At 69.3% G+C, this 24,136-nt stretch carries 24 protein-coding genes and 1 tRNA gene; 14 read left to right on the top strand and 11 right to left on the bottom strand.

What is annotated here, in order from left to right:
• Positions 1–55: 55 nt before the first annotated feature.
• Complete coding sequence (locus TR33_RS24355) at positions 56–826, bottom strand: DUF4037 domain-containing protein (RefSeq protein WP_234305954.1); 771 nt, start codon at positions 824–826, stop codon at positions 56–58.
• Between the two features lie 818 nt (positions 827–1,644).
• Here TR33_RS24355 and TR33_RS24350 point away from each other — a divergent pair.
• The 3 genes from TR33_RS24350 (at position 1,645) to TR33_RS24340 (ending at position 3,887) form a co-directional block, all read left to right on the top strand.
• A complete protein-coding gene (locus TR33_RS24350) occupies positions 1,645–2,169 on the top strand; it encodes a lytic polysaccharide monooxygenase auxiliary activity family 9 protein (protein WP_017536161.1) in 525 nt (174 codons plus the stop codon).
• Between the two features lie 421 nt (positions 2,170–2,590).
• The gene (locus TR33_RS24345; RefSeq protein ID WP_052358244.1) at positions 2,591–3,130 is read left to right on the top strand and encodes a hypothetical protein; all 540 of its coding nucleotides are present in this window, start codon (positions 2,591–2,593) and stop codon (positions 3,128–3,130) included.
• Between the two features lie 136 nt (positions 3,131–3,266).
• Positions 3,267–3,887, top strand: coding sequence for a hypothetical protein (locus TR33_RS24340; protein ID WP_234305953.1), 621 nt, complete (start codon positions 3,267–3,269; stop codon positions 3,885–3,887).
• A gap of 44 nt (positions 3,888–3,931) precedes the next feature.
• Here the strand turns inward: TR33_RS24340 and TR33_RS24335 are convergent, their stop codons facing one another.
• Complete coding sequence (locus TR33_RS24335) at positions 3,932–5,473, bottom strand: MFS transporter (RefSeq protein ID WP_042285747.1); 1,542 nt, start codon at positions 5,471–5,473, stop codon at positions 3,932–3,934.
• 71 nt (positions 5,474–5,544) lie between these two features.
• Between TR33_RS24335 and TR33_RS24330 the strand changes: the two genes are divergently transcribed.
• Positions 5,545–6,141 carry a TetR/AcrR family transcriptional regulator gene (locus tag TR33_RS24330; protein WP_017536164.1) on the top strand — a complete coding sequence of 199 codons (597 nt, stop codon included), beginning with the start codon at positions 5,545–5,547 and terminating at the stop codon, positions 6,139–6,141.
• A 202-nt stretch (positions 6,142–6,343) separates the two neighbouring features.
• Entirely contained in the window at positions 6,344–7,477 is a 1,134-nt protein-coding gene (locus TR33_RS24325; RefSeq protein ID WP_234305952.1) for a protein NO VEIN domain-containing protein, read from the top strand.
• Positions 7,478–7,531: 54 nt separating this feature from the next.
• On the opposite strand, the gene TR33_RS24320 is transcribed toward TR33_RS24325, so the two are convergent.
• The gene (locus tag TR33_RS24320) at positions 7,532–8,413 is read right to left on the bottom strand and encodes an aldo/keto reductase (protein WP_042285745.1); all 882 of its coding nucleotides are present in this window, start codon (positions 8,411–8,413) and stop codon (positions 7,532–7,534) included.
• A gap of 503 nt (positions 8,414–8,916) precedes the next feature.
• On the opposite strand from TR33_RS24320, the gene TR33_RS24315 reads away from it, so the two are divergent.
• Complete coding sequence (locus TR33_RS24315) at positions 8,917–9,498, top strand: hypothetical protein (protein ID WP_042285743.1); 582 nt, start codon at positions 8,917–8,919, stop codon at positions 9,496–9,498.
• Between the two features lie 90 nt (positions 9,499–9,588).
• Here TR33_RS24315 and TR33_RS24310 read toward each other — a convergent pair.
• Both TR33_RS24310 and TR33_RS24305 read right to left on the bottom strand, forming a co-directional pair.
• Positions 9,589–9,662, bottom strand: a tRNA-Pro gene (locus tag TR33_RS24310).
• A gap of 74 nt (positions 9,663–9,736) precedes the next feature.
• Positions 9,737–10,657: a metallophosphoesterase gene (locus tag TR33_RS24305; RefSeq protein ID WP_042285742.1), complete on the bottom strand. Its 921-nt coding sequence runs from the start codon at positions 10,655–10,657 to the stop codon at positions 9,737–9,739.
• 98 nt (positions 10,658–10,755) lie between these two features.
• On the opposite strand from TR33_RS24305, the gene TR33_RS24300 reads away from it, so the two are divergent.
• The gene (locus tag TR33_RS24300) at positions 10,756–11,208 is read left to right on the top strand and encodes a GatB/YqeY domain-containing protein (protein WP_014912788.1); all 453 of its coding nucleotides are present in this window, start codon (positions 10,756–10,758) and stop codon (positions 11,206–11,208) included.
• 59 nt (positions 11,209–11,267) lie between these two features.
• Here the strand turns inward: TR33_RS24300 and TR33_RS24295 are convergent, their stop codons facing one another.
• From TR33_RS24295 to TR33_RS24285, 3 genes are all read right to left on the bottom strand, one after another.
• On the bottom strand, positions 11,268–13,667 hold the full coding sequence (locus TR33_RS24295) for a penicillin-binding protein (RefSeq protein ID WP_042285740.1): 2,400 nt from the start codon (positions 13,665–13,667) through the stop codon (positions 11,268–11,270).
• A 521-nt stretch (positions 13,668–14,188) separates the two neighbouring features.
• The gene (locus TR33_RS24290; protein ID WP_042285738.1) at positions 14,189–15,382 is read right to left on the bottom strand and encodes an ArsA family ATPase; all 1,194 of its coding nucleotides are present in this window, start codon (positions 15,380–15,382) and stop codon (positions 14,189–14,191) included.
• Positions 15,379–16,428: an ArsA-related P-loop ATPase gene (locus TR33_RS24285; RefSeq protein ID WP_042285735.1), complete on the bottom strand. Its 1,050-nt coding sequence runs from the start codon at positions 16,426–16,428 to the stop codon at positions 15,379–15,381. Before TR33_RS24285 ends, TR33_RS24290 begins: the two co-directional genes overlap by 4 nt.
• Before the next feature lie 146 nt (positions 16,429–16,574).
• Here TR33_RS24285 and TR33_RS26460 point away from each other — a divergent pair, with 146 nt between their 5' ends.
• The 4 genes from TR33_RS26460 to TR33_RS24270 all read left to right on the top strand — a co-directional run bounded on the left by TR33_RS26460 (position 16,575) and on the right by TR33_RS24270 (position 19,061).
• Positions 16,575–16,748 (top strand): DUF4177 domain-containing protein, encoded by a 174-nt coding sequence (locus tag TR33_RS26460; RefSeq protein ID WP_014912138.1) that lies wholly within the window; start codon positions 16,575–16,577, stop codon positions 16,746–16,748.
• Positions 16,749–17,210 carry a RidA family protein gene (locus TR33_RS24280; protein ID WP_042285732.1) on the top strand — a complete coding sequence of 154 codons (462 nt, stop codon included), beginning with the start codon at positions 16,749–16,751 and terminating at the stop codon, positions 17,208–17,210.
• A 58-nt stretch (positions 17,211–17,268) separates the two neighbouring features.
• On the top strand, positions 17,269–18,102 hold the full coding sequence (locus tag TR33_RS24275) for an NUDIX hydrolase (RefSeq protein ID WP_017536172.1): 834 nt from the start codon (positions 17,269–17,271) through the stop codon (positions 18,100–18,102).
• 152 nt (positions 18,103–18,254) lie between these two features.
• Positions 18,255–19,061: an MBL fold metallo-hydrolase gene (locus TR33_RS24270; RefSeq protein ID WP_017536173.1), complete on the top strand. Its 807-nt coding sequence runs from the start codon at positions 18,255–18,257 to the stop codon at positions 19,059–19,061.
• 112 nt (positions 19,062–19,173) lie between these two features.
• Here TR33_RS24270 and TR33_RS24265 read toward each other — a convergent pair whose 3' ends face one another.
• Positions 19,174–19,857 (bottom strand): Crp/Fnr family transcriptional regulator, encoded by a 684-nt coding sequence (locus tag TR33_RS24265; protein ID WP_014908639.1) that lies wholly within the window; start codon positions 19,855–19,857, stop codon positions 19,174–19,176.
• A 281-nt stretch (positions 19,858–20,138) separates the two neighbouring features.
• On the opposite strand from TR33_RS24265, the gene nth reads away from it, so the two are divergent.
• The 3 genes from nth to TR33_RS24250 all read left to right on the top strand — a co-directional run bounded on the left by nth (position 20,139) and on the right by TR33_RS24250 (position 23,041).
• Positions 20,139–20,882, top strand: a complete 744-nt coding sequence (gene nth, locus TR33_RS24260) for an endonuclease III (RefSeq protein ID WP_199806189.1) — start codon at positions 20,139–20,141, stop codon at positions 20,880–20,882.
• Positions 20,883–21,185: 303 nt separating this feature from the next.
• Positions 21,186–21,839, top strand: a complete 654-nt coding sequence (locus TR33_RS24255; protein WP_042285730.1) for an NUDIX hydrolase — start codon at positions 21,186–21,188, stop codon at positions 21,837–21,839.
• Between the two features lie 23 nt (positions 21,840–21,862).
• The gene (locus TR33_RS24250; RefSeq protein ID WP_014911944.1) at positions 21,863–23,041 is read left to right on the top strand and encodes a MarP family serine protease; all 1,179 of its coding nucleotides are present in this window, start codon (positions 21,863–21,865) and stop codon (positions 23,039–23,041) included.
• Positions 23,042–23,165: 124 nt separating this feature from the next.
• On the opposite strand, the gene TR33_RS24245 is transcribed toward TR33_RS24250, so the two are convergent.
• Both TR33_RS24245 and TR33_RS24240 read right to left on the bottom strand, forming a co-directional pair.
• Positions 23,166–23,708 (bottom strand): ATP-binding protein, encoded by a 543-nt coding sequence (locus TR33_RS24245; RefSeq protein ID WP_042285727.1) that lies wholly within the window; start codon positions 23,706–23,708, stop codon positions 23,166–23,168.
• 13 nt (positions 23,709–23,721) lie between these two features.
• Entirely contained in the window at positions 23,722–24,069 is a 348-nt protein-coding gene (locus TR33_RS24240) for an STAS domain-containing protein (RefSeq protein ID WP_017536177.1), read from the bottom strand.
• Between the last annotated feature and the right edge of the window lie 67 nt (positions 24,070–24,136).

Raw genomic sequence — 24,136 nt, 5'->3', positions numbered from 1 at the left:
CGCCCCACCTCCCCGCAGGTGGCACGCCTTTCCCTGGCGGGGGATAAGGCGCGTTTCATCCCTCTTCCTCCAGGAACCGCCCGGCGAGGTCGCGCAGCGGACCGAGGCGTGCGAGGGCGTCGGTGCCGTCGATGTACTGGTCGACCGCGCCCACCGGGACGCCGTCGCGCAGCGCGGGGTCCTCGATCCGTGCCAGAAGCGCCTCGGTGAACCGCCCGGCGTCCAGGACCGGATAGGGGCGAGAGTGGAAGGGGCGTGGTTCGGGGGAGAGGGGGTCGGCCAGACCGGTGCGGTTCTGGAGTTCCGCCACCTTCCGGTAGGCCTCGGCGAGTTCGGTCGCGGGGCGGGCCGAGGTCAGGGCCCTTTCGAGTACCGGTCCCACCTCGACCGCCGCGTCGAGGGAGGCGAACACCGTCCCGAGCCACTTGGAGTAGGGCGGGTACCGGCGTTCCAGGAGCAGACAGAGCCGCATCAGGTCACGGACCAGGCGGGCCGTGACGATCCGTTCGCCGAGCCCGTCCCCGACCTCGGCGCAACGGCCCACGAACGCCTCCTCCTGGGCGATCCGCCGCCATTGGCAGGCCAGAACATAGCGCCACAGGTCGTCGGGGTACCACTCCAGGGCGTGGCGGATCCGGGTGATCTCGCCGAGGTCGTCGTGGAAGACGGTTCCCCCGGTCACCTCGGCCAGTCGTTGGGTCGGAACGGCGAGCCAATCGATGGTGCGGACCCCATGTCCCGGGTCGAACCCCAGCCGTTCGACCGACCAGGTCCTCGGGTCGACGACGTCCACCCCATGACGCCCTTCGGGGGAGTCGGTGAGCATCCGGTTCCCGGGGTCGTCGGGGTCGGGCAGGAAGCGCGTGGGCCATCCGCGGATCCGTCCGGCAGGCTCCGCTCCAGGAGATCGTCGATCCGCCGATGGTTCCGGTCCACGAAGATCTGGAGGCGAGGTCCCCAACCGTGGTCCGTGGAACGTTCCGTGTCCAGACCCGGCACCTCCGACCCCGGCCCCAGTAGGGCGGCGGCGTGCGGGAACCCTTGAAGAAGAGGGGCGACGGCCTCTTCGTACAGAGCCCTGGACAACTCCAGTCCGGGAAGGAAACGCGGGGGCGGATCGTTCATCGGCGTCCTCTCATGGAGATCGGGGTCGGTTATCCCATGCAGACCTCGAGGAGGGCCACGGATTTTCCGCCCGGAGGGCTCCCGAGGGGTGGGTAAGGAAAACATCACCTTGTGGTGAGGTCTGCCTCGATGGTCATGGAAAGACCCTCTTGGTCCACCTTGTGTCGCACCGGACCGGACACGATCGGTGAGTGAGTCGTGCCAGTTCGGAGCCGCACCCGTGATCGAGGGGGCCAGTACCAGTGGCCGCCGACGGCCCCCTGGTCCCGAAAACCGGTACGTAGGGGCCTGCCTGCCTTCGGTAACGGCGGCCTTGACGGGGGATGACGCGCTTTTTACGGTCTTCGAAAACCGGGTGGGGGAAGTTCCCGAGAACCACGGGATCTTTCTCGGACATCCCCTGGAGCTCATGGAAATAACCGGCCGTGAGTGCCTCCGCCCACCCCTGGACCGGTAACGGTCCGGGTCACCCCCGCTACGGCTCCTCGGAGCCGTGACCCACAGGAAGGGCACGAATTCATGACCGTGCGCAGCAAGATCCGTTCCGGCGCGGCCGTAGCCGCCGCGACCGCCCTGGCCTTCACCCTCATGCCGGCCGGCGCCGCCAGCGCCCACGGCTACGTTTCCGACCCGCCCAGCCGTCAGGCCCAGTGCGCCGCGGGTGTTGTCCAGTGCGGCCCGATCCAGTGGGAGCCGCAGAGCGTCGAAGGCCCCAAGGGGCTGATGGAGTGCGCCGGAGGCAACGCCGCCTTCTCCGAGCTCAACGACGACAACTACGGTTGGGACGTCACCCCCATCGGCACCACCGCCAACTTCGAGTGGACGATCACCGCCGCTCACGCCAGCGCCGAGTGGGAGTACTTCATCGACGGTCAGCTGGTCGCCAGCTTCGACGACGGTGGCGCCCGTCCGCCGTGGAACTTCACCCACCAGGTCGACCTCTCCAACTACCCCGGTGAGCAGACCGTCCTGGCCCGGTGGAACGTCGCCGACACCGCCAACGCCTTCTACGCCTGCATCGACGTCAACGTCGGCGCCCTGTGAGCCTCGGGCGGAGTGATCCGCCCTGAGGGCCATGAGCGTCCTCGCGTCCCGGTCCGGCCGTGAGCCGGGCCGGGACGTATTCGTTCGCGAGGATCGGGGTGCTTTCGTCCGGCGCCTCGTGGGAATATCCGTCGAGTCAGGTTTCGACTACCCCCCGGACGGACCTCCACGCATGGGCCACCCCTACCCGCCCCCTCACGGACAGCCCCGCCCCGGACCCCAAGGGCCGCCCCCACCGGGGCTCACCGGACCTCCGGGACCTCCACCCCACCCGCCCGGCCCTCCGCATGCGGCCCACCTAGCGGCGCCCCCTCCCCGGCCCCCGAGAACGCTCGCGGCCATCGCCCTCACCGCCTCCGGAACGCTGGCGGTCGCCGGGATCCTCACCTGGACCGTCGTCTTCGCCTACGGATCCGGCGGGGTGAGCTCCGCCGGAGGCCTCCCCACCGACGACCCGTGCGCCGTCCTCGCCGAAGAGACCCTCACGGACCTGGACGCCGAGGTCTCCTCCTGGAACACGAGCCCCTACTCCAACGGCTGTTCCTGGACGGTCTCCCTCGACGGCGACGAGACGACCCTGCACTTCGAACGCATGGTGCCGCTGTCCGAAGAGGACGCCGCCCTGGAGGAGGAACGCGGGGAGGAAGAGGTCCCCCGGGACGCCGATGGGCTCTACCGATCCGCTCTCGAAAGCGCGGCCGGCGGTGACTACGCGGTGGACAGCGAGGCGTCCCTCTCCACGGATACGCGCTCCCTCTCCTACGGGGACGAGAGCACGCTCACGATGCTGGACACCGCCTACGAGTACTCCGACGGCAGGTCGCAGTATGTGAGTCTCACCGTTCGAGAAGAAGGCCTGGTGAGCGTGCTCTCCTTCCTCGTGGGCACCGAGTTCGAGGACATCGACCTGGCCGAGGCGGAGCGACTTCTCACCCCCGTGGCCGACGACGTGTTCGGCTGAGCGACCCCCACACCAAGACCGGCGCATGGACGACGCCCAGAACAGGAGATCCGCCGTGTACCACGGCCCGGAAGCGCGGTTCCCCCACCCTCCGACTCCCCCGCCCGCACGCCCGCCTCGTTCGACCGGACGCGTCGTGGCGATCACCATGGCGGTGACGCTCGGAGCCTACGTACTGGTCGCCGGTGCCGTCGGCGCGGTGCTGGCGGGAGGGGGAGGAGGGAGTGTCACCGGCCCGGAGTTCGAAGGTCTGCCCACCGAATCGTGCGGGGTGGCGACCGCGGCCGAACTCGACTCCGTCTCCGCGACCCTGCCCTACGCCACGTTCTCCGAGACCTCCTCCTCGTGCGGGTGGGGCGCCGAGTTCTCGGACGGGACGGAGGGCTTCCTCCGGCTCGAATACCGACTTCCCGTCGACGAGGATCGAGAACCCCTCCGGGCTGTGAGCGACGCGGAGGAGGAGTACGAGACCGAGTCCGGGAAACTGCTCGACGGGGAGGACGAGGGTTACTGGGCCGTGGAGGTCCTCGACTCCCGTGAACTCGAACTCGGGGACGGGGCCGTCCTCTCCCACCACCTGGAGGGCGGCGACGAGAAGAGCAGCCGGGTCACGGTGCTGGCCCGTGTGGAGGGCGTCCTGGTCGAGGTCACCGCCCAGGAGCGTTGGGACGGGCGTTCCGGGGCCGCGGACTTCACCGACGACGAGGAGACCATCGTCGCCATCGCCGAACGCGCGGTGTCCCTGCTGGAGGGGTGAGACGGCCGGCCTCGGAAGGCCGGCCCCACCACCCACGGGAAGCGTCAGTGACCGCCGTCGGAGGAGACGTTCCTCAGGAACAGGACCGCTCCGACCGCCACGAGAACGAAGAGGAACGCGCTGCCGAGCCCGGCCCAGGCGAAGCCCTGGGCGAAGGCCTCCTGGGCCCGATGTACCAGCTCCGGGCCGATCACGTCCGCCTCCGCCAAGGCCCCGTCCAGGCTCTCCACGGCACGACGGGAGGCCTCCTCCGGGACCCCCTCCACGTCCGCGCCGGACATCCACCCTCGATAGAGGACGGCGCCCACGCTGCCCAGGACGGCGATGCCGGTGGCGACGCCGAACTCGGCCGCGGTCTCCTCCATCGCCGAGGCGGAGCCCGCCTTCTCCTGGGGAGCGGAGCCCACCACCAGATCCGCTCCCAGCACCATGGACGGCCCCATGCCGAGGAAGGCGAGGGTCACCCCGAGCTGGAGAAGAAGGAAGGAGGGGGAGGAGGTGTCGGTCTCGCCCGCCGTCGCCACCTGGGACATCAGACCCAGGCCGACGACCGAGAGTACGAGACCGCCGGCCGCGACGACACCCGGCCGGGCCCAACGGACCAGGGAGGGCGCGAGCAGGGAGCCCACCAGCAGCCCCGCGGCGGAGGGCGCCATCCAGATCCCGGACCACATCGGAGAGAACCCGACCACCTGTTGGAGATAGATCGAGAACAGGAACTGGATGCCGCCGAACACGAAGAGCACCAGCACGATCAGCGACAGAGCGGCACTGAAAGCGCGATCGCGGAACATGGTCAGATCCAGCAGCGGGTCGTCGAGCCTGTGCTGGCGGCGCAGGAAGATCACGCCGATGACGACACCGGCCACGGCCGAGGCGACGGTGGAGAGGGTGAGCCCGTCGGTCGCCGCGTGCTTGATCCCGTAGATGACGGCCAGGACCGAGACCAGGGACAGGGCGACGCTGAGCAGGTCGATCGAGCCTCTGACCGTGGGATCCCGATACTCGGGAAGCAGGATCGGCCCCACGATGAGCAACAGGATCAGGAACGGCAGGCCGATCAGCAGGGTGGAACCCCACCAGAAGAACTGGAGCATCGCGCCGCTGAGGAGCGGGCCCAGGGCGATGCCGACCGACAGCGAGGTCGCCCACACCGCGATCGCCGACGTGCGCTGTCGAGGATCGTGGAACATGCTCCGGATCAGGGAGAGCGTCGACGGCATGATCGTCGCGCCGGCGACGCCCATCAGCCCTCGGGTGACGATCGCCAGTTCGGGGGTGGGGGAGAAGGCCGCCAGCACCGAGGCCAGGGAGAAGGTCGCCGCGCCGATCAGCAGCAGGCGGCGTCGACCGATCCGGTCTCCGAGGGTCCCCATGGTGATGAGGAACCCGGCGATGAGGAACCCGTAGATATCGGTGATCCACAGGCGTTGGGCCTCGTTCGCGCCGAGCTCCGCGCTCAGCTCCGGTTGCGCCAGGAACAGCACGGTGGTGTTGATGCCGACGAGCAGTGTCGGCAGGGCCAGTACCGCGAGTCCGAGCCATGCCCGGGCGCCGGCCCGGTCCTCGGTCGCTTGGGGGTTCATTCGATCCTCCACTGATTAGAACGTTCGATCTAGACAATAGAACGATCGCTCTATCCAGTAAAGTCGGGGGTATGGACGAGTCGACCGGTTCAACGCTCCCTACACGCGACCGGATCCTGCGGGCGACCGTGGAACTGCTGCGCAGGCAGGGCTACGACGGCACCGGGGTCAAACAGATCGCCCGCGAGGCCGACGCCACACTCGGCTCCCTCTACCACTTCTTCCCCGACGGCAAGGGTCAGTTGGCCGCGGAGGCGCTCCGCGTCGACGCCGACCACTACGCCTCCCTTCTCCGCCAGGGCATGGAGAGCAGCGACGACCCGGCCGAGGGGATCGTGGCCTTCGCGCACCTGCACATCGAGGAACTACGCGCCTCGGAATGGCGCGACGCCTGCCTGGCCTCGGCCGCGGCCCTGGAACGGATCGGCCACTCGGCCCCCGTCCAACACGACTACGAGACCGCCCTGAGCACCTGGAGGGACATCATCGCCGCCAGGCTTCGGGCCGTCGGAGTGGACGAGGCGACCGCCGACGACGCGGCCTGCTTCGCGCTCAGCGCCCTGGAGGGCGCCGAGATCCAGTGCCGCGCCACCCGAAGCGAGAAGCCGCTGGTCACCGCCGGCACCCACCTCGCCGAACTCTTCCGAGGCCTCCACCCCACCCCCTGAGGTTCTTTCGTCCCCTCCACACCTTCTCGATACCTGCGGAGCGTGGGTGTCGTCGCCTGTCGTTATTCTCGGCGCGGGAACATGAGAGCGGTGGGAAGGGGTGGCTGTGAAAGGCCGGTTGCGTGCAGGGCAGGTATTTCGTTATCCACGACCCAAGGTCGAACATATTTCTCAGGTGGACGGCTACCCCAATTTCCATCACGTGACCCACTCTTCCGCGTACGGAGAACAGGTCCAGTTGGAGAAGGGGATCAACGGGACGGCAGGCATCACCGCGGTCGATGGCTCACGTCGTCCCGCCATCCTCATCCGATCGAGCCCTTGGAAGTCCGGGACGGTGGAGACACCCTGGAAAGACCACTTCGAGGTGGAAGACGGGTACGTCCGCTACTACGGCGACCACAAGGCGAGCACGGAGGTCGCACTCGGCAGGACCCCCGGTAACGCTGCGATGCTCGAAGCCTTCGATCATCATCGGGTGCCGTCCGCGTACGCACCTCCACTTCTCCTGTTCCGCGCCGTCCCGCGCAACGGAAAACAGAAGGGCTACGTGGAGTTCTGCGGATTGGGGGTGATCGAGCGGGTCGAGAAAGTCGAGCAGCAGGGTGGGCAGGCGAAGGATTCCTTCATCAACTACGCCTATGACATCGCACTTCTCGATCTGACCCCCGAAAACGACGCTGTCGCATGGGAGTGGATCGAAGCACGTAGGAACAAGACGTACTCGGCGGAGGAGACCCTGGAATGGGCGCCCAAATCATGGCGCCACTGGGTCGAGAACGGCACTGTGGGAAACCTTCGATCGTCACGGCGGGCCACCGTCTCCGAGAACCCGAAACCGAAAGAGCGAAAGCCGGAGGCGGAGAGTCCCGAGGTCCTGGAGGCCGAGGAGGCGGCGGCCAGGACCGCCGGGCGCCGTCGGTCGGGCACGGGCCAGGGGCGCCGGATGAGCGCGGCCGAACGGAAGGCGCTGGAGGACCACAGCGTCGGTAGAGCCACCGCCCACTTCGAGGCCGACGGGTGGTCGGTCGAGGACGTCGGCGCGAAGAGATCCTACGATCTGCTCCTGACCCGAGGGGACGAACGACTGTACGTGGAGGTGAAGGGGACCACCTCCGAAGGGGCACAGGTGATCCTCACCCGCGCCGAAGTGGAGAAGCAGCGCGAGTTCGCGCCCCACAACGCTCTCGTGGTCGTCCATTCGATCGAGTTGGACCGCACGGTGTCGCCTCCCGAGGCCAAGGGAGGCGTTCTGCACTGCACCTCCCCCTGGGAGATCCGGGAGCAGCACCTCAAAGTCGTCTCGTACGTCTACCACCATCCGGACCTCTCCTAGAGGACCGGAAGGAGGAAAGCCCGGGAGGGGCGGGACGGCCCCTCCCGGGTGGGGTCAGAGGGCGAGGAGCCTCCTGACGCGCTCGGCCTCCTCCTCGGAGAGACGCACCGAGGCGGCGGCCATGTTCTCCTCCAGGTGCTCCACGCGTGAGGTGCCCGGGATCGGCAGCATCACCGGCGACCGGTGCAGGAGCCAGGCCAGCGCGAGCTGGGCCGGTGTCACCCCGTGCTCGGCCGCGAGCGGGGCCAGCGGCGAGTCCGGGTGCGCCAGTTCTCCACGCGAGATCGGAGCCCAGGGCAGGAAGGCGATCCCGTCCTGCTCGCATCGCTCCAGGACGTCCTCGGACCTGCGCTGGGAAGGGCTGTACTCGTTCTGTACCGAGGCGATGGGGGTGGTCTTGCGGGCGGTCCTGAGCTGTTCCCTGGTCACACCGGTCAGCCCGATGTGGTGGATCTTGCCCTCTTCGCGCAGCTCCACGAGGGCGCCCAGCTGTTCGGAGAGCGGCACCTCCGGGTCGATCCAGTGGAGCTGGAGCAGGTCGATGCGCTCCAGGCCCAGGTTGCGAAGGCTCGCCTCCACCTGTCGCTTGAGGTGGGAGGGGGTGCCCTCGGCCTCCCACAGCCCGGGGCCGGAGTGCACCATGCCGACCTTGGTGGTGACGAGAAGGTCCTCGGGGTAGGGGTGCAGGGCCTCGCGGATCAGCCGCTCGTTGACCTCGGGGCCGTAGGAGTCGGCGGTGTCGATGAGGGTGACGCCCAGTTCGACCGCGCGTCGCAGGACGGCGATCGCCTCCTCGCGGTCATGTGGCTCTCCCCACGCACCCGGACCGGTCAAGCGCATGGCGCCGAACCCGAGCCGGTGTACCGGGAGGTCGCCGCCGATGGCGAAGGTCCCCGACAGGCGGGCGAGATCCGGTGTGGTGTGTACGTCGGTCACGAGAGGTTCCTTCCGGGCGGCGCGAGGCGCCGCGTGTTCATGGCGGAGGGGGATCGGGCCACGACGTGCGAGAGCAGGCTCGCTGCGGTGTTGCGGGCAGAATCCCAGCAGGTCGGGGCGGTGGCAAGGAACCTCTGAGCGCGTCGGCGAGGTGATGCGGTTTCCGGTTCGCCTCGACGGTGGAAACGTCCGAGGACGGTGCTTTCGCCCGGTCGGCCCCTCTCGAACGGTGGCGGTGTCGTCCGTGATCGACATGGTCGGTCCCGCGCTCCGGGGCGACCCTCGTCGCTTTCGGGGGCGTCGGGTTCACACTCTGGCCGTTATGGGCCATATGGCCTGATTCGGGGGTGGGTGACGCCTACCGTGGTCGTCGATTCCCCACGACCGTTCGGGGGCCGGCTCCGGAACGCGGGCCCGGCCGCCCTTCCGCCGGTCGTGTCCTTCCACCACCACTCGCGTAACCCCGAGAGGGCGCGAAAGAGGAGTGTCGCCCCTTGGGCCGGATGAGAGCGTGGGTGTTCTTCGCCGGAGGCGCCGTCGTCGGATCGGTGGCGGCGTCGCTCGTCTCCTGGACGCCGAACGACCCCGAGGAGGTCGATCGGGTGGCGACGTTCGGCGAGTACGTCGCCCCACCGGGGCGCGATGTGGAGGACTCCCTGGTGCGGACCGTCTCGAGGACGGAGGCCTTCGGGGGTGCCGCGGTGTCCCGGATCCACGAATTCGTACTGATCGTCGTCAACCGGACGGAGAACATGTCGGAGGGGAACATCCCTCGGATCGAGTGTGCGGGCGGATCGGAGAACATCCTCGTCTTCGAACCCGCGGACCATCGGGGCGAATATCCGACCGGGCTGGAGGGGCAGGGGGCGAGGACCCTCGCCTCGACCTTCCGATTCGCGTGCGAGTTCGAGGAACGTGTCTCCGACGCGGAGGTCGAGGTGAGGCTGATCGAGCGTGGGAGGGAGCAGGAGGAACGGGTGATCGTCTTCAGGGACCCGTTCCACGGAGTGGATCGTGTGAAGTGGGAGCACGAGGGGCCGACCTGGCCCGGAAGGTCGGCCGTGATGCCCTCGGGACCGTCGTGACGCATGGGTGACGCACGAACCGACGTCAGGCCCCGTATCACCTCGGACACGACGAAGGCCGGTCCCTGAGGAACCGGCCTTCGTGCTCTGTCGGGGTGGCGGGATTTGAACCCACGACCTCTTCGTCCCGAACGAAGCGCGCTGCCAAGCTGCGCTACACCCCGAAGCAACGTCCCCAAGTCTAGCGGACTCGGGGAGTGCTCGCGACGCGGTTCGCGCCACATCGACCGGAGGGGCGTCAGGCCTTCGCGACGAGGTCCAGGAGGGAGGCCTCGGGGCGGCAGCAGAAGCGCACCGGGGCGTAGGGCGAGGTGCCCAGGCCGCCGGAGACGTGCAGCCACGCGTCGTCGTACTCGTGAAGTCCCCAGGCCCGCTTGCGGTCGATCCCGCAGTTGGTGACGAGCGTGCCGTAGAACGGCAGGCACAGCTGGCCGCCGTGGGTGTGTCCGGCGAGCAGGAGTTGATAGCCGTCGGCCACGAACCGGTCCAGGTTGGCCGGTTCGGGGGAGTGGAGCACGCCCAGCCGCAGGTCGGCGGCGGGGTCGGCCGGGCCGGCGATGTCGTCGTAGCGGTCCAGTTTGATGTGCGAGTCGTGCACCCCGGCCAGGGCGACGTCGATCTCGCCGACCTTCAGGGACCCCTTGTGGTTGTTCAGGTCCAACCAGCCCGACGCGGACATCGCCGCGCCGAGTTCGCGCCAGGGCAGGTCCGGTACCCGACGCTTGCGGTAGTCGGTCTTACTGGTCCGCCACAGGTAGCGCGCGGGGTTCTTCAGCTGGGGGGAGAAGAGGTCGTTGGAGCCGTAGACGAAGGCGCCGGGCCGGTCCAGAAGCGGACCGAGGGCGTCGATGAAGGGGACCACGGCCTCCGGGTGGGCGAGGGAGTCGCCGGTGTTGACGACCAGGTCGGGCTCGTACCTCTCCAGCCCGCGGATCCAGTCGATGAGCATGCGGCGCCCGGGTGTCAGGTGGGCGTCGGACAGATGCAGGATCCGGGTCCGGGGGCTCCCCGGTGGCAGCAGGGGGAGTTCGTATCTGCGCAGCCGGAACCAGTTGCGTTCGATGACCGAGGCGTATCCCAGCCCGGCCACACCGACCGCGCCCGTGATCGCGGCCGCACGCCCGATTCCACGCAGAATCCGTCTGTTGTCAGCGCCCATCCGACCCTCCTTCGTCGTCGCACGATCGTCTCAGATCCGGAACGGTCCCGTGCGCAAACCGTTGGTGATGGCGGGAGCGGCGACCGTAGGATCGACGCATGTCCGAACTCAAAGACCGCATCAAGTCCGACCTCACCACCGCGATGAAGGCGCGCGACAAGGTGCGTACCGCCACCCTGCGCATGGTGCTCGCCTCGATCGCCACCGAGGAGTCCTCCGGCTCCTCCCGAAGCGTCCTGAGCGACGAGGAGGTCACCCGGCTCCTGGTCCGTGAGACCAAGAAGCGCCGTGAGGCGGCCGAGGCCTTCGACGCGGGCGGTCGACCCGACGACGCCGCCAACGAGCGCGCCGAGAGCGAGGTCATCTCGGACTACCTGCCCCAGCCTCTCACCGACGCGGAGCTGACCGAACTCGTCGAGGCCGCGATCGCCGAGACCGGCGCCTCCGGGATGAAGGAGATGGGCAAGGTCATGAAGGTGCTCAACCCCCGTATCGCGGGTCGCGCGGACGGTGCCCGCGTGGCCGCCGAGGTCAAGGGCCGGCTCGGCTAGAACACGCGGAAGGGGCGGGGTGATGTGCTCACCCCGCCCCTTCTTCGCGGTTCCGGAACCTACTCGCCGGAGTTCTCCCCTGTGGGGAGAGTGGCGGGTCGGACCGGATGCCATTCCTCGTTCCCGGGGTGCGTTCCACCGGCGCTCTCACGTCCGGAGCCGTCGCTCAGGAACACGATGACCGTGGCGCCCTTGGGCAGTCGCCGGCCGGGGTCGGGGTTGATCGCGGCCACGGAACCGGAGGGCTCGGAGGAGCGCAGGGTCGTACCGGAGACGTTCACCGAGTATCCGGCGTCCTCCAGCTGCGCCACCGCGGCCGTCTCCGACATGCCGATCACGTTCGGGACCCCGCCGTCGTCGGAGGCCGGGCTGGCCTCCTCGTCCCCGTCATCGTCCTCGTCGGACGAGCGCGGTTCGGAGGTGGAACCGAAGCTTCCCGGCGCGGAGGCGAGCCGGCGGGTCTCCAGCCCCTCGTGGGCGCCGCGCATGGTCTCCTGCCAGATCGGCCCGGGGATCGTCGCCCCGTACACGACCGGGAAGTGGCGGCTGCCGATGGTGACGTTGCGCAGCGGGTACTGCTGCGGTCCGCGGGGGTCGCCCACGAACACGGCGCTGGCCATCTGCGGGGTGAAACCGGCGAACCACGCGGCGGCCGAGCCGTCGGTCGTACCGGTCTTGCCGCCGGCGGGACGGCCGATGCCGAGGCTGGCCGCCGTACCGCCGTTGAAGGTCTGCGACAGCAGGTAGGCGGTTCCGTCGGCGACGTCCTCGCTGATGGCCCGCTCGCATTCGGGCTCGATGTCGATCGTGGTGCCGGCCTGGCGGTCCTCGATCTTGGTGATGGCCTGCGGCTCGCAGTACATGCCGCCGGAGGCGAAGGTCGCGTAGGCGTTGGCCACCCGCATCGGGGAGACCTCCTCGCTGCCGAGCGTGAAGCTGCTGTTGGCGAGGGTGTTCTCGTTCTCCGTGAACAGTGTCCCGTCGGCCCGCTGTAGCCCGAGCCGCTCGGCCATCTTGATGGTGTCGCACAGACCGACCCGCGCCTGGAGCTGGGCGAAGAAGGTGTTGGAGGACGCCTTGGTACCGGAGATCATGTTGTGGTTGCCGGCGTTGCTGTCACCGGCGTTGCTCAGGCTCCAACTCTCCAGGCGGCCTCCGTTACAGGAGGTCTGTCCGCTCACCGTGGTGGAGCTGGGCGAGTTGAACGAGGTGCTGAACGGCAGTCCCTCGTCGAGCGCGGCCGCCAGGGTGATCGCCTTGAAGGTCGAACCGGCCTGGAAACCGCTGCTGCCGCCCCGGTCGGAGTCGGTCGTGAAGTTGATCGACGTCTCGCCGAGCTTGCTCTCGTCCGGCCCGTAGTTGCGGCTCTGCATCATGCCGAGGATGTGGCCGGTGCCCGGCTCGATGACGGCCTGGGCGGCCACCTTGCGGGACTCGTTCTCACGCGGGACCCACTTGTCCACGGCGGCCTGGCCGGCCTCCTGGGTCTGCGGGTCCAGGGTCGTGTGGATCTCCAGTCCGGCGGTGCGCAGCCAGCGGGCCCGTTCGGTCTCGTTGGGGCCGAAGCGCTCGTCCTGCTCGATCTCCTGGACCACGTAGTCGCAGAAGAACGGCTGGTCGCTGGGCACGCATCCGTTGGGCGGGGTGTCCAGTTCGAGGTCGAGTTCGACCTTCTTGGCCTCCTCGGCCTCCTCCTCGGTGATGGCGCCGGTGACGACCATCCGGTCCAGGACGACGTTGCGCCGTTCCTCGGTCTGTTCGGGGAAGAAGCGCGGGTTGTACAGGTAGGGGTAGCGGACCAGGCCGGCGATGGTGGCCGCCTGGTCCAGCTTCAGCTCGCTCGCGGGCACCTGGAAGAAGTGCTGCGCGGCGGACTCGACGCCGTAGGCGCCATCGCTGAAGTAGGCGATGTTGAGGTAGCCCTCGAGGATCTCGTCCTTGGTCATCCGCTGTTCGAGGGCGATCGCGTACCGCAGCTCGCGGATCTTGCGGGCGATGGTCTCCTCGCGGGCGTGGTCGAGCTCCTCCTGGGAGGTGGCCGCTTCGATCTGGACGTTCTTGACGTACTGCTGGGTGATGGAGGAGGCGCCCTCGGTGTTGCCGCCCATCGTGCGGACGGCGGCGCGCAGGGTGCCGGACACGTCCAGTCCGCCGTGGTCGTAGAAGCGCGAGTCCTCGATCGCGAGGATCGCGTCGCGCATCATCGGGGAGATGTCGTCGAATTCGACCAGTTCGCGGTTCTGGTCGAAGATCTCGGCGATCACACCGCCGTCCCGGTCATAGATGGTGGAGCGTTGCGGGGGAGGCGGGGTCTCCAGTTGGCTGGGCATCTCCAGGAAGCCGGCGGCCACGTTGCGGGCGGTGATCCCCAGACCACCGACCGCGGGGAGGGCCAACGCGGCGACGAGGAGGCCGGCGACCACGCCGACGATCATGAGTTGGCTGATTCTTTGAAGCAATGTCCCCTGACCCACCCCATCAGACTAAGTGACCGCGAACGCGATAAAGCGGTGCGATCGGCGCCGGACGTTGCGTTTCACGCGATAACGCCCGACTCCACGCACGAGCCGTGCCCCTTGATCATCTTTACACGCTTATCGCCGAACAGATCCGGTGCGGTTCGACCGACGCACGTCGTTCTCCTGGTGGGAGCGGGTGGTCGATCGGCCATGTCGGGACCCGTACGGGTCATGCCCGGTGAGACGGGAGGCGGGGCGCCCGGGTTCTGTCGGTTCGACGGTCCGAACCTTGTTTTCCAGAGACGAAGGTGTGGCGACACCGCGCGTGTCGCCTATCCCGTTCGACGGTACGAGGCCGCCGTGTCACCCTCCACTCAACCAGAGCACACCGACCACCTGTGACCGAGAAACCGATCACATGTCGGGAGAACGACCGAATCCGGAACGAACGGTGCGCGTGAGGCGCTCTCCACCGGCGAATCGGCGCCGACGCGTCGTTCGTCACCCTGGCACCGCGATCCCTATCCTTCCGTCTCCGGGGCGGCGCCCGCCAGGGACGCGCCGATGCCGCGCAGCCCGTTCAGGTCGTGCACGGCCTCGGCGCGGTCGGCGACCTCGACCGTCCGGATCCCCGGGTGGGCGGCCAGTGTCCGGTCCCGCAGGAGCAGCTCCCGTTCGCGTGCGCGCACCCGCTCGGCGTGCAGGCGCAGCGCCGCGGCGGCCAGGGGGTGTTCTCCCGTGCCCTCCAGCGACTCCGCCGCCTCCAAGGCCTCCTGAGCGCTCAGTTCGGCGGCCGGGCCGGCGGGAAGGGGGTGGGTCCGGTTCAGGACCAGCCCGGCCGGAGACATCGAGTCCCGGCGCAGCCGTTCGATGAAGAAGGAGGCCTCGCGCAGGGGGTCGGGCTCGGGCGCGGCCACGACCAGGAACGCGGTGTCGGGGCCGCGGAGCGACCGGTAGGTGCGTTCCGCCCGTTCCTGGAAGCCGCCGAACACCGCGTCGAAGGCGGAGACGAAGGAGCGCAGGTCGTTCAGGAAACCGGGGCCCGTGATCCTCCCGATCACCGAGCCGACCACGTCGAAGCCCACGCCCAGGAAGCGGAGGACCCCGTTGCCCTTCGGGGCGGTCAGGAAGCGGACGAGCCCGCCGTCCAGGAACCGGCCCAGCCGTTTCGGCGCGTCCAGGAAGTCCAGGGCGGACCGGCTGGGAGGGGTGTCGACGACGATCAGATCCCAGGCCTCGGAGCGGCGCAGCTGCCCCAACTTCTCCATGGCCATGTACTCCTGCGTGCCGGAGAAGCCCGTGGAGAGGGATCGGTAGAAGGGGTTGGCCAGGATCCGGCGGGCTCTCTCGGGGTCGGCGTGCTCCTCGACGATCTCGTCGAAGGTCCGCTTCATGTCGAGCATCATCGCGTGCAGTTCGCCTCGCCCGGAGGAACCCTCCGCGTCCTCCCGCGAAGTGACGGGGCGCGGCGTGTGGTCCAGCCGGTCCAGGCCCATGGCCTGGGCCAGTCGGCGGGCCGGGTCCACGGTGATCACGACCGTGCGTCGTCCGCGTTCGGCGGCCCGCAGGGCCAACGCGGCCGCCGTGGTGGTCTTGCCGACGCCGCCGGAGCCGCAGCACACCACGACCCGTGTGGCGACGTCGTCGATCAGGGCGTCCACGTCCAGGGGTGGGGGTTCGGGACGAGCGGTCCGCGGTCTCGCCGCCTCGGTCATCGACGTGCCCCCTGTTCGGTCAGTCTTCGCGCCAGCCCGGACAGCGCGGATCGTGGCGCGCCCGATTCCAGACGGGGCAGGGTCAGGAGAGGGCGGCCGGTCTCTCGGAGTTCGCCGAGGAGGCGTAGTTCCAGGAGGTGGCGCAGCGCGTACGTTCGCAGTTCGGAGGCCAGGCCCTCGGACAGGAGCGCGGGATCGTCCAGCCCGGCGGCCTTCAGGCCTTCGGTGATGGCGTCGACGTCCGGGCCCGCCGCGGCGGTGGCGGACAGATCGGCCGCGTCGAGCAGCGTCGGGCCGACCATGTTCACGATCACGGCCCCGACGCGCAGCCCGGACGCCTCGATCTCGGCGATCCCCTCTCGGGTCTCCTGGACGGGCATCTCCTCCGGCGTCGTCACGAAGTGCACGCGGGTCCGGTCGGAGCGGACGACCTTCATGGCCCGTTCGGCCTGGTCGTGGACGGGACCGGTGGTGGCCAGGCCGGCCACCTCGGAGTGCACGTTCAGGAACGACCCGATCCGTCCGGTCGGCGGGGCGTCCAGCACCACCGCGTCGTAGTGGTGGCGTCCGGTGCCGGAACCCGGCGGGCGGCGCCGCCCGCCCTCACGGCGCTGGACCGCCTCGGTGATCTTGCCCGTGAGTAGAACGTCCCTCAGCCCGGGGGCGATGGAGGTGGCGAAGTCCACGGCGCCCAACCCGGTCAGGGCCCGGCCGGCGCGCCGCATCCCGTAGAACAGGTCCAGGTACTCCAGGAGCGCGGCCTCGGCGTCCGCCGCCAGGACGGACACGGAACCGCCGCCCGGGGCCGAGAGCGCCTCGCGTTCCTCATGAGGGAGGGGATCGCTTTCGAGGAGGGACGCCACCCCTTGGCGTCCTTCGACCTCCACCAGCAGCACCCGTCCACCGTCGGTGGCCAGGGCCAACGCCAAAGCGGTGGCGACGGTCGTCTTCCCGGTGCCGCCCTTGCCCGTCACGATGTGCAATCGGGCCCCGGCGAACGCCTCTTCGGGGCCGCCGTCGTGCGGTCCGTCCTCACGCTCGTTCACCTTACGGAGTCTATGCGTGCGCCTCTCTCGGGGGTGGGGCGAGGGGCGGGTGGTTCTCCTGTCCACCGAGGGGGCCCGGGTGAGTAAGGTGGCGGCGTCGAGGTGCGGTCCTTCGGGCCGCCTGTCAGCGAAGAGGGGTAGTAACGATGACCCGGTGGGAGTACCAGAGTGTGGCGCTGCTGTCGCACGCCACCAAGCAGATCCTGGACGGTTGGGGCGAGGACGGCTGGGAGCTCGTCAGCGTCGTCCCCGCGCCGCTGCCCGAGGGAGCGGACCCGCGTAACCAGCAGTACGTCGCGTACATGAAGCGGGCCAAGTAGATGGCGACCCCCGAGGAGCGGATCGTCGAGCTGGGCCTGACCCTGCCCGAGGTGGTGCCCCCGGTCGCGGCGTACCGCCCCTCCGTGCGCAGTGGCGACCACGTGTACGTCTCCGGGCAGCTTCCCTTCGTCGAGGGTGAGCTCCCCGCGACCGGCAAGGTCGGTGCCGAGGTCGACGCGGACCGGGCGCGGGAACTGGCCGCCGTGTGCGCGCTCAACGCCATCGCCGCGGTCAAGGCCGAGGTCGGCGACCTGTCGAAGGTCGTGCGGATCGTGAAGGTCGGCGGTTTCGTCGCGAGCACCCCCGACTTCACCGGACAGCCCGGGGTCATCAACGGGGCGAGCGAACTGTTCGGCGAGGTGTTCGGCGAGGCCGGGGTGCACGCCCGGGCGGCCGTCGGCGTCGTCGCCCTGCCGTTGGACGCGCCGGTCGAGGTCGACATGGTCGTCGAGGTCCGCTGACCGCTTCTGAGACGATGCGGGTCATGGCGCGGCTTTCGTGAACGACAGGAGTGCGTCGATGACCGAGAACGATGGTGTGGCCCGACCCCGTACCGCCGCCACCGTGATGCTGGTGCGTCCGGTGGCGGAGGCGTCGGGTTCCCCGGCGGAGCGCCCCGTGGAGGTCCTGCTCATGCGCAGGGTCGCCTCCATGGGGTTCGCTCCGGGGGCCTACGTCTTCCCCGGGGGGAGGGTGGACGAACGCGATGCCGACGGCGGTGTCCCCTGGACCGGCCCGAGCCCCGAGGAGTGGGCCGGGGTCCTGGGCACCGATGTGCGGACCGCGCGGGCGCTGGTCTGCGCCGCGGTGCGGGAGACCTTCGAGGAGACCGGGGTCCTACTGGCCGGTGCTCCGGAGGGTGGGGAGATCACCCCGTTGGATACCGCGACCGAGGACTGGGAGCGGGATCGGCTGGGGCTCATCGACCGTTCGCGCTCCTTCACCGAGGTCCTGTCCCGGCGCGGACTGGTGTTGCGCTCGGAGTGGTTGCGGGCCTGGTCCCGGTGGATCACCCCCGCCCGTGAACCGCGTCGTTACGACACCTGGTTCTTCACGGCCGAGCTGCCTCCGGGGCAGGAACCGCGTGACGTGGGCGGGGAGGCCGACCACACCCTGTGGGTGGACCCCTCCATCGTGGCGGACGAATGGCACGCGGGGCGGATGCCGATGCTTCCTCCGACGGTGATCGCCTGCGCCGAACTGGCGGATCGGCGGACCCTCGAAGGTGTACGAAGCGCACTTCGGGATATCTTTCCCATCGAACCGGACGTTCGGGAGATCGACGGACAACTCCGCGTCGTCGCCCCGGACGGCAGGGACTTCCCTCTACCCAGGCCCGACGCGACGCCCTGAGATCACGCCACGGGACCGACCTCGTGGCGGACGCGACGCGAAAGACGGAACCGTCCGACGGTGTGGGACCTCCTCACCGCGGGCAGGTTCCCGCCATGTCCTCTCGGCCGTCCTCCGTACCGGTCCGGTTCCGGCGAGTGAAGCGAGGTGCGATGAGGATCGACGGTTCCGGAACGCTGCGTGCGGGCTGCGTGCTCTGCCCCAACCCGGGTCCCATGACCTTGGAGGGGACCAACACCTGGATCCTGCGCGAGCCGGGCGCGCGCGGGGTCGTGGTCGTCGACCCGGGCCCGCACGACGAACGACACCTGGAACGGGTGGCGCGGAACGTGCAGGAACAGGGCGCCCAGGTACAGATGGCCCTGGTGACCCACCGACACTTCGACCACTCGGAGGGGTCGCGCTACTTCTCCGAACTGACGGGCGCCCCCGTGCACGCGGTCGATCCGGACATGCGGGTGGGCGGAGAGGGGCTGGAGGACGGGAGCACGATCGTCGCCGACGGTCTGGAGCTCGGGGTGATCGCGACACCGGGGCACACCGACGACTCGATCTGTCTTCTTCTGGAGGCCGACGGCGCCATCCTGACCGGGGACACGATCCTGGGGCACGGGACCCCCGTGATCGACGGGGACGACGGCCTGGCCCCCTACATGGAATCGCTCTATCGATTGCGCGAGCTGGTCCGCGAACACCAGGTGCGCACCCTGCTGCCGGGGCACGGGCCGATCCTGACCTCACCGGCCACGGTCCTCGACTCCTACATCGACCACCGTGAGTCACGCCTGGAACAGGTCCGGGACGCGGTCCGCGCGGGCGCCGGCACGGTCGAGGAGGTCGTCGACCGCGTCTACCCGGAGGTCGTCGAGAGCGTCCGGCCCGCGGCGGCCTCCTCGGTCCGCGCCCAGCTCCGATACCTGGCGGTCAAGGGGGAGCTCCCCGAGGGTGTCGAGGGCTGATCGGACGGAAGGGGCCCGGACAGAGCTGTGGCCGCCACCCCGGAGGGTGACGGCCGCACAGCGTTCGTGGTCGTCGTGTTCGCGTCGCGGCCACCACGAGCCGCGTCACGTCCTAACGGGCGCGACGACGCATCCGCTCGACGTCCAGCAGCACCACGGCCTTGGCCTCGATCCGCAGCCAGCCGCGCAGGGCGAACTCGGCGAGGGCCTTGTTGACCGTCTCACGGGAGGCGCCGACGAGCTGGGCGAGCTCCTCCTGGGTGAGGTCGTGGTGGACGTGCAGGCCGTCGTCGCCCTCCTTGCCGAACTTGTCGGCGAGTTCGAGCAGGGCCTTGGCCACACGGCCGGGAACGTCGGTGAAGACCAGGTCGGCCATCACGTCGTTGGTACGGCGCAGACGGGCGGCCAGCGACTTCAGCAGCTGTAGGCCCACCTGCGGGCGGCTGGACAGGAACGGCCGCAGGTCGTCGTGGCCCAGCCCGGCGAGCACGGAGTCGGTGACGGCCACGGCGCTCGCGGTGCGCGGGCGCGGGTCGAACAGCGACAACTCACCGAACATCTCGCTGGGGCCGAGTACGCCCAGCAGGTTCTCGCGACCGTCGACGGCCGTGCGGGTCAGCTTCACCTTCCCGCTGAGGATCACGTACAGGCGGTCGCCCTCGTCACCCTCGTTGAACAGGGTCTGACCGCGGCCGAGACGCACCTCGTTCACCGAAGAGCGGAGCGCGGCCGTGTCCTCCTCGTCCAGCGCCTCGAACAGAGGAGCCTTCCGGAGCACCTCGTTGATCTCGTCCACACGTCCTCCTAAAACCTGACCGTCAACAGTGTGACGTATATCGCAACCGAGTGTGAAACCAGGTCGTTACCTCGGCTTGTCCGCCGGGAGACAACGTGCCCACAACAGCCGACGTCAGCCCCTACGATCCTAGTCGTCATCGGCCTGTCGCAGGGATGCCCGCGCCGGTCGACCGGGACATTGGTTACATAATCTCGGTCACCGGTCGTAATGCCGAGGTGAGCCATGGGGGTGGAGCGTCCCGGGCGCCGTCTCCGGGAGCGGACGCCTACCCTGTGACGATGCCTCGTGACACCCCAGACGCACCCGCGGAGAACCCGACGCCGACCGGTGAGAGCCGACTGGCGTTGGTCCGCCGCGCTCGGAAGATGTACCGGGAGCTCTCGGAGCTGTATCCGGACGCCCACGCCGAACTGAACTTCACGACTCCACTGGAGCTGCTGGTCGCGACGATCCTGTCGGCCCAGTGCACCGACAAGAGGGTCAACCAGGTCACTCCGGCGCTCTTCGCGCGCTACCCCGACGCGGAGGCCTACGCGTCGGCCCGGCGCGAGGAGCTGGAGGAGATGATCCGTCCGACGGGGTTCTTCCGGGCCAAGACCAACAGCCTGATCGGCCTGGGCCAGGCCTTGTGCGAACACCACGGTGGCGAGGTTCCTGGAAACCTCGCCGACCTGGTCAAACTACCCGGTGTAGGGCGGAAAACCGCAAACGTATTGCTTGGAAACGCCTTCGATGTGCCGGGGATCACCGTAGATACCCATTTCGGGCGCCTTGTCCGTCGTTTCGGATGGACCGATGAAGAGGATCCGGTCAAGGTGGAGCACGCGGTCGGCGAACTCTTCCCGCGTCGGGACTGGACGATGCTCTCCCACCGCGTGGTCTGGCACGGTCGTCGCGTCTGCCACGCCCGCAGGCCCGCCTGTGGCGCCTGTGTCCTCGCCCGCTGGTGCCCCTCCTTCGGAGAGGGGCCCACGGACCCCGAGGCCGCGGAGAAACTGCTCCGGATGCGCTCCTTCGCCTGACCCCGCCCCCCTGGGCGATCGTCACCGACGGTGGTCGCCCGGGCGGGTCCACGGAAGTGGTCGACGGCGGTTTGTACCCTGAACACGTGAGCGTGCGCACATCGTCCGGGACGGAGGGTCCGGCCGCGTGCCCCGGAGGCCCCGACCCGCACGGTCCGGAACGGGGATCCCACCACCGGACGACCGACCGGGAGAGCCCCGGGTGAAGGGGACCACACGTCCCTCGCCGAGCGCGTCCATCCACGCGACCTCCGCTCACCGGCCACAGACGACGGTGCGAGAAACCCGGAACAGGTGCCTCTCATGAACCCCATCCCGCCCTGGCTGTCCACGCTCGCCGATTCCGCGCGGACGATGCCGATCCCCCGCCCGATGCGACCTCCCGAGCGGGGCGGACGCGAATCGGCGGTCCTCATCCTGTTCGGAGAGACCGATCGAGGGCCCGACCTGCTGCTCATCCAGCGCAAGGACGGCCTGCGCCGCCACTCGGGCCAGCCGGCCTTCCCCGGTGGACGCATCGAGCCCACCGACGTCTCCCCCGAGGCCGCCGCCCTGCGCGAGGCCGAGGAGGAGACCGGCGCGGACCCCGTGGGCATCGACGTGGTCGGCCGCCTGCCCGAGCTCTACCTGAGCTTCAGCGACTTCAGGGTCGCCCCCGTCCTGGGCTGGTGGCGGGAGCCCTCGGAGGTGCGGGCCGCCGACACCGACGAGGTCGCCGCGGTCTCCCGCGTGCCCATCGCCGAACTCGCCTCCCCGGCCAACCGGGTCAAGGTGCGCTACGGGGACGGCCGGATGTGGGGGCCGGGGTTCCGGGTCGACGACATGTTGGTGTGGGGCTTCACCGGCAAGATCGTCGATCTGCTCCTCACACTCGGAGGGTGGGAACTTCCGTGGCGTGAACGGGGTCTTACGGAAGAGTTCGAAGCCACCCCGCAGGGACTGCGTCCGGTCGGGTAACCGCTCACTATTGGAGGGCAACCGTGCTCGACGCGGTTCTGGTCGTCCTGTTGCTGCTCTTCGCGGTGACCGGCTACCGGCAGGGTTTCATCGTCGGCGTGTTCAGCTTCGTCGGCTTCGTCGGCGGAGGCGTGATCGCCGCGCTGACCGCCCCCGATCACATCCAGAACTGGATCGAGGACCCCGGGCGGCGGGCGCTGCTGGCGATCGCGGTCGTCTTCCTCGCCGCCGCGCTCGGCCAGTTCCTCACCTCCTATCTGGGCACACTGGTGCGCAACAGGGTCACCTGGGATTCGGCCCGGGTCCTGGACGCGTTGGGCGGCGCCGTGGTCAGTGGCGTCTCGGTCCTGCTCGTGGCCTGGTTCATAGGGAGCACGGTCGCCAACTCCGCGCTCCCCTACGTGTCACAGCAGGTCAAGGACTCGCGCATCCTCCACTCGGTGGACGCGCTGATGCCCGACGCCGCCCACCAGGGCTTCTCCACCTTCCGACGGATCGTGGACCAGAGCGCCTTCCCCCAGGTCTTCAGCGGCCTGGGCACCGGCGACCTCGCGGAGGTCGAGCCGCCGGACCCGGACGTGCTCACCACCCCCGAACTCATCGAGTCCAGCCGCAGCGTGGTCAAGGTCCTGGGCACCGCGCCCTCCTGCCAGAGGCGGGTCGAGGGCACCGGATTCGTGTACGGCGAGAACCGCATCATGACCAACGCCCACGTGGTCGCCGGGGTCACCGACGACCTGCGCGTGGTCACCAGGGACGGGCACCAACTCCCGGCCACGCTGGTGCTGTTCGATGCCCAGCAGGACCTGGCCGTGCTGGACGTCCCCGGCCTGGACCTGCCCGCCCTGGAGTTCGACGGCGACGCGGAGCAGGGGGACGACGCGGTCGTCGCCGGCTTCCCGCGCAACAGCGGCTTCACCGCGGTCCCCGCCCGGATCCGGGCCCGCCAGACGGCGCAGGGGTCGGACTTCTACCACTCCCAGCAGGTCAGCCGGGAGATCTACCAGGTCCGCGCCGTGGTGCGCCCCGGTAACTCCGGCGGTCCCCTGCTCGCACCCGACGGAACCGTCTACGGGGTGGTCTTCGCCGCCGCCACGAACGAGGACGAGACCGGTTACGTCCTGACCGCGGACGAGGTCGCCGAGAACGCCGAGAAGGGGCTGACGGCCACCGAGGAGGTCTCCTCCCAGACCTGCGACTGATCGTGCCCCGGGAGGCGCCACGGCGCCGTCCCGGGCCGGCCACGACGAAGGGGCGCCTCCCCGGTGGGGGACGCCCCTTCGTCGTGTTCGTCGTTCGCGGGCCGTCGATCGACGGCCGGACGGGTCAGTTCGGCTCGCCGCTTCGCGGGTCGTCGCCGGTGAGCGGCCAGCTCATCCGAACGACCGTGCCCGTGTCACGGGGATCGATGCTCACCTCGTCCGCCAGGCCGGTGATCACCGCCAGGCCGAGGCCGGGGGAGAAACCGGAGATACCGCCGGGAGGGGTGTCGTCTCCGTCGAGGAAGAGTCCGTCGAGCAGGGGTTCGAGCGGGTTCGCGGTCTCCTCGGCGTCCTTGGAGGGGGCCTGGTCGGAGACCACGACCTCGAAACGCCGAGGGGCGCTCCCGTTACCGCTCGGGATCTCGGCGCGGGGGTCCGCCACCGGATCGGATCCGCCACCGTCGATCAGCTGGAGCAGGATCGGCTGCTCCGGGCAGTGCAGCTTGTGCGCCGCGACAGCCCGGGAACAGGCCTCACCGACCGCCAGCCTGATCTCGTCGATCGCGGAGGCGGCGACACCCGCCCGACGTGCCACGGTCGCGGCCATGAGCCGAGCCGTGCGCACGTGGGCGGGAAGCGCGCTGATCGTGAGCGTGATGGTCGCCATCGCTCGCTCTGGGCTACTTCGAGGAGCGCTTGTCGATGGCTTCCTGCACCGTTTCGTGGATGCCGAACACCTTGGTCAGACCGGTGATCCGGAAGATCTTCAGGATCCGCTCCTGGGTGCAGACCAGGTCCAGCGTCCCGTCGTGCGCGCGGACGCGCTTCAACCCGCCCACGAGCACACCGAGACCCGTCGAGTCCAGGAATTCCACCTTCTCCATGTTGACCACGAGGTGGAAGTTGCCCTTGTTGACGAGGTCGATCAGCAGCTCACGGAGCCGGGGCGCGGTATAGACATCGATCTCACCCTCAACGACGACGATCTCGGTGTCGCCCTCGGTGTAATGATCAAGCTTCAAGTCCACTAGTCCTCCAGCGCCGAACCGCGAAATTACGCGAATGGTCTCTGCCGGGCGTTACCCCACCAGCACG

The sequence above is a fragment of the Nocardiopsis alba genome, from assembly GCF_000710955.1.
GTDB classification, from domain to species: Bacteria; Actinomycetota; Actinomycetes; order Streptosporangiales; family Streptosporangiaceae; genus Nocardiopsis; species Nocardiopsis alba.
The sequence above is the reverse complement of the archived record's forward strand: the minus strand, read 5'-3'. Positions and strand labels throughout refer to the sequence as shown.

What these genes read in the sequence shown, in the direction of transcription:
- TR33_RS24315 (WP_042285743.1), top strand. Translation starts at nt 8,917, where the DNA reads ATGAGAGCGTGGGTGTTCTTCGCCGGAGGCGCCGTCGTCGGATCGGTG.
- TR33_RS24270 (WP_017536173.1), top strand. Translation starts at nt 18,255, where the DNA reads ATGAGGATCGACGGTTCCGGAACGCTGCGTGCGGGCTGCGTGCTCTGC.
- TR33_RS24275 (WP_017536172.1), top strand. Translation starts at nt 17,269, where the DNA reads ATGACCGAGAACGATGGTGTGGCCCGACCCCGTACCGCCGCCACCGTG.
- TR33_RS24300 (WP_014912788.1), top strand. Translation starts at nt 10,756, where the DNA reads ATGTCCGAACTCAAAGACCGCATCAAGTCCGACCTCACCACCGCGATG.
- TR33_RS24355 (WP_234305954.1), bottom strand. Translation starts at nt 826, where the DNA reads ATGCTCACCGACTCCCCCGAAGGGCGTCATGGGGTGGACGTCGTCGAC.
- nth (WP_199806189.1), top strand. Translation starts at nt 20,139, where the DNA reads ATGCCTCGTGACACCCCAGACGCACCCGCGGAGAACCCGACGCCGACC.
- TR33_RS26460 (WP_014912138.1), top strand. Translation starts at nt 16,575, where the DNA reads ATGACCCGGTGGGAGTACCAGAGTGTGGCGCTGCTGTCGCACGCCACC.
- TR33_RS24330 (WP_017536164.1), top strand. Translation starts at nt 5,545, where the DNA reads ATGGACGAGTCGACCGGTTCAACGCTCCCTACACGCGACCGGATCCTG.
- TR33_RS24290 (WP_042285738.1), bottom strand. Translation starts at nt 15,382, where the DNA reads ATGACCGAGGCGGCGAGACCGCGGACCGCTCGTCCCGAACCCCCACCC.
- TR33_RS24280 (WP_042285732.1), top strand. Translation starts at nt 16,749, where the DNA reads ATGGCGACCCCCGAGGAGCGGATCGTCGAGCTGGGCCTGACCCTGCCC.
- TR33_RS24335 (WP_042285747.1), bottom strand. Translation starts at nt 5,473, where the DNA reads ATGAACCCCCAAGCGACCGAGGACCGGGCCGGCGCCCGGGCATGGCTC.
- TR33_RS24305 (WP_042285742.1), bottom strand. Translation starts at nt 10,657, where the DNA reads ATGGGCGCTGACAACAGACGGATTCTGCGTGGAATCGGGCGTGCGGCC.
- TR33_RS24255 (WP_042285730.1), top strand. Translation starts at nt 21,186, where the DNA reads ATGAACCCCATCCCGCCCTGGCTGTCCACGCTCGCCGATTCCGCGCGG.
- TR33_RS24245 (WP_042285727.1), bottom strand. Translation starts at nt 23,708, where the DNA reads ATGGCGACCATCACGCTCACGATCAGCGCGCTTCCCGCCCACGTGCGC.
- TR33_RS24350 (WP_017536161.1), top strand. Translation starts at nt 1,645, where the DNA reads ATGACCGTGCGCAGCAAGATCCGTTCCGGCGCGGCCGTAGCCGCCGCG.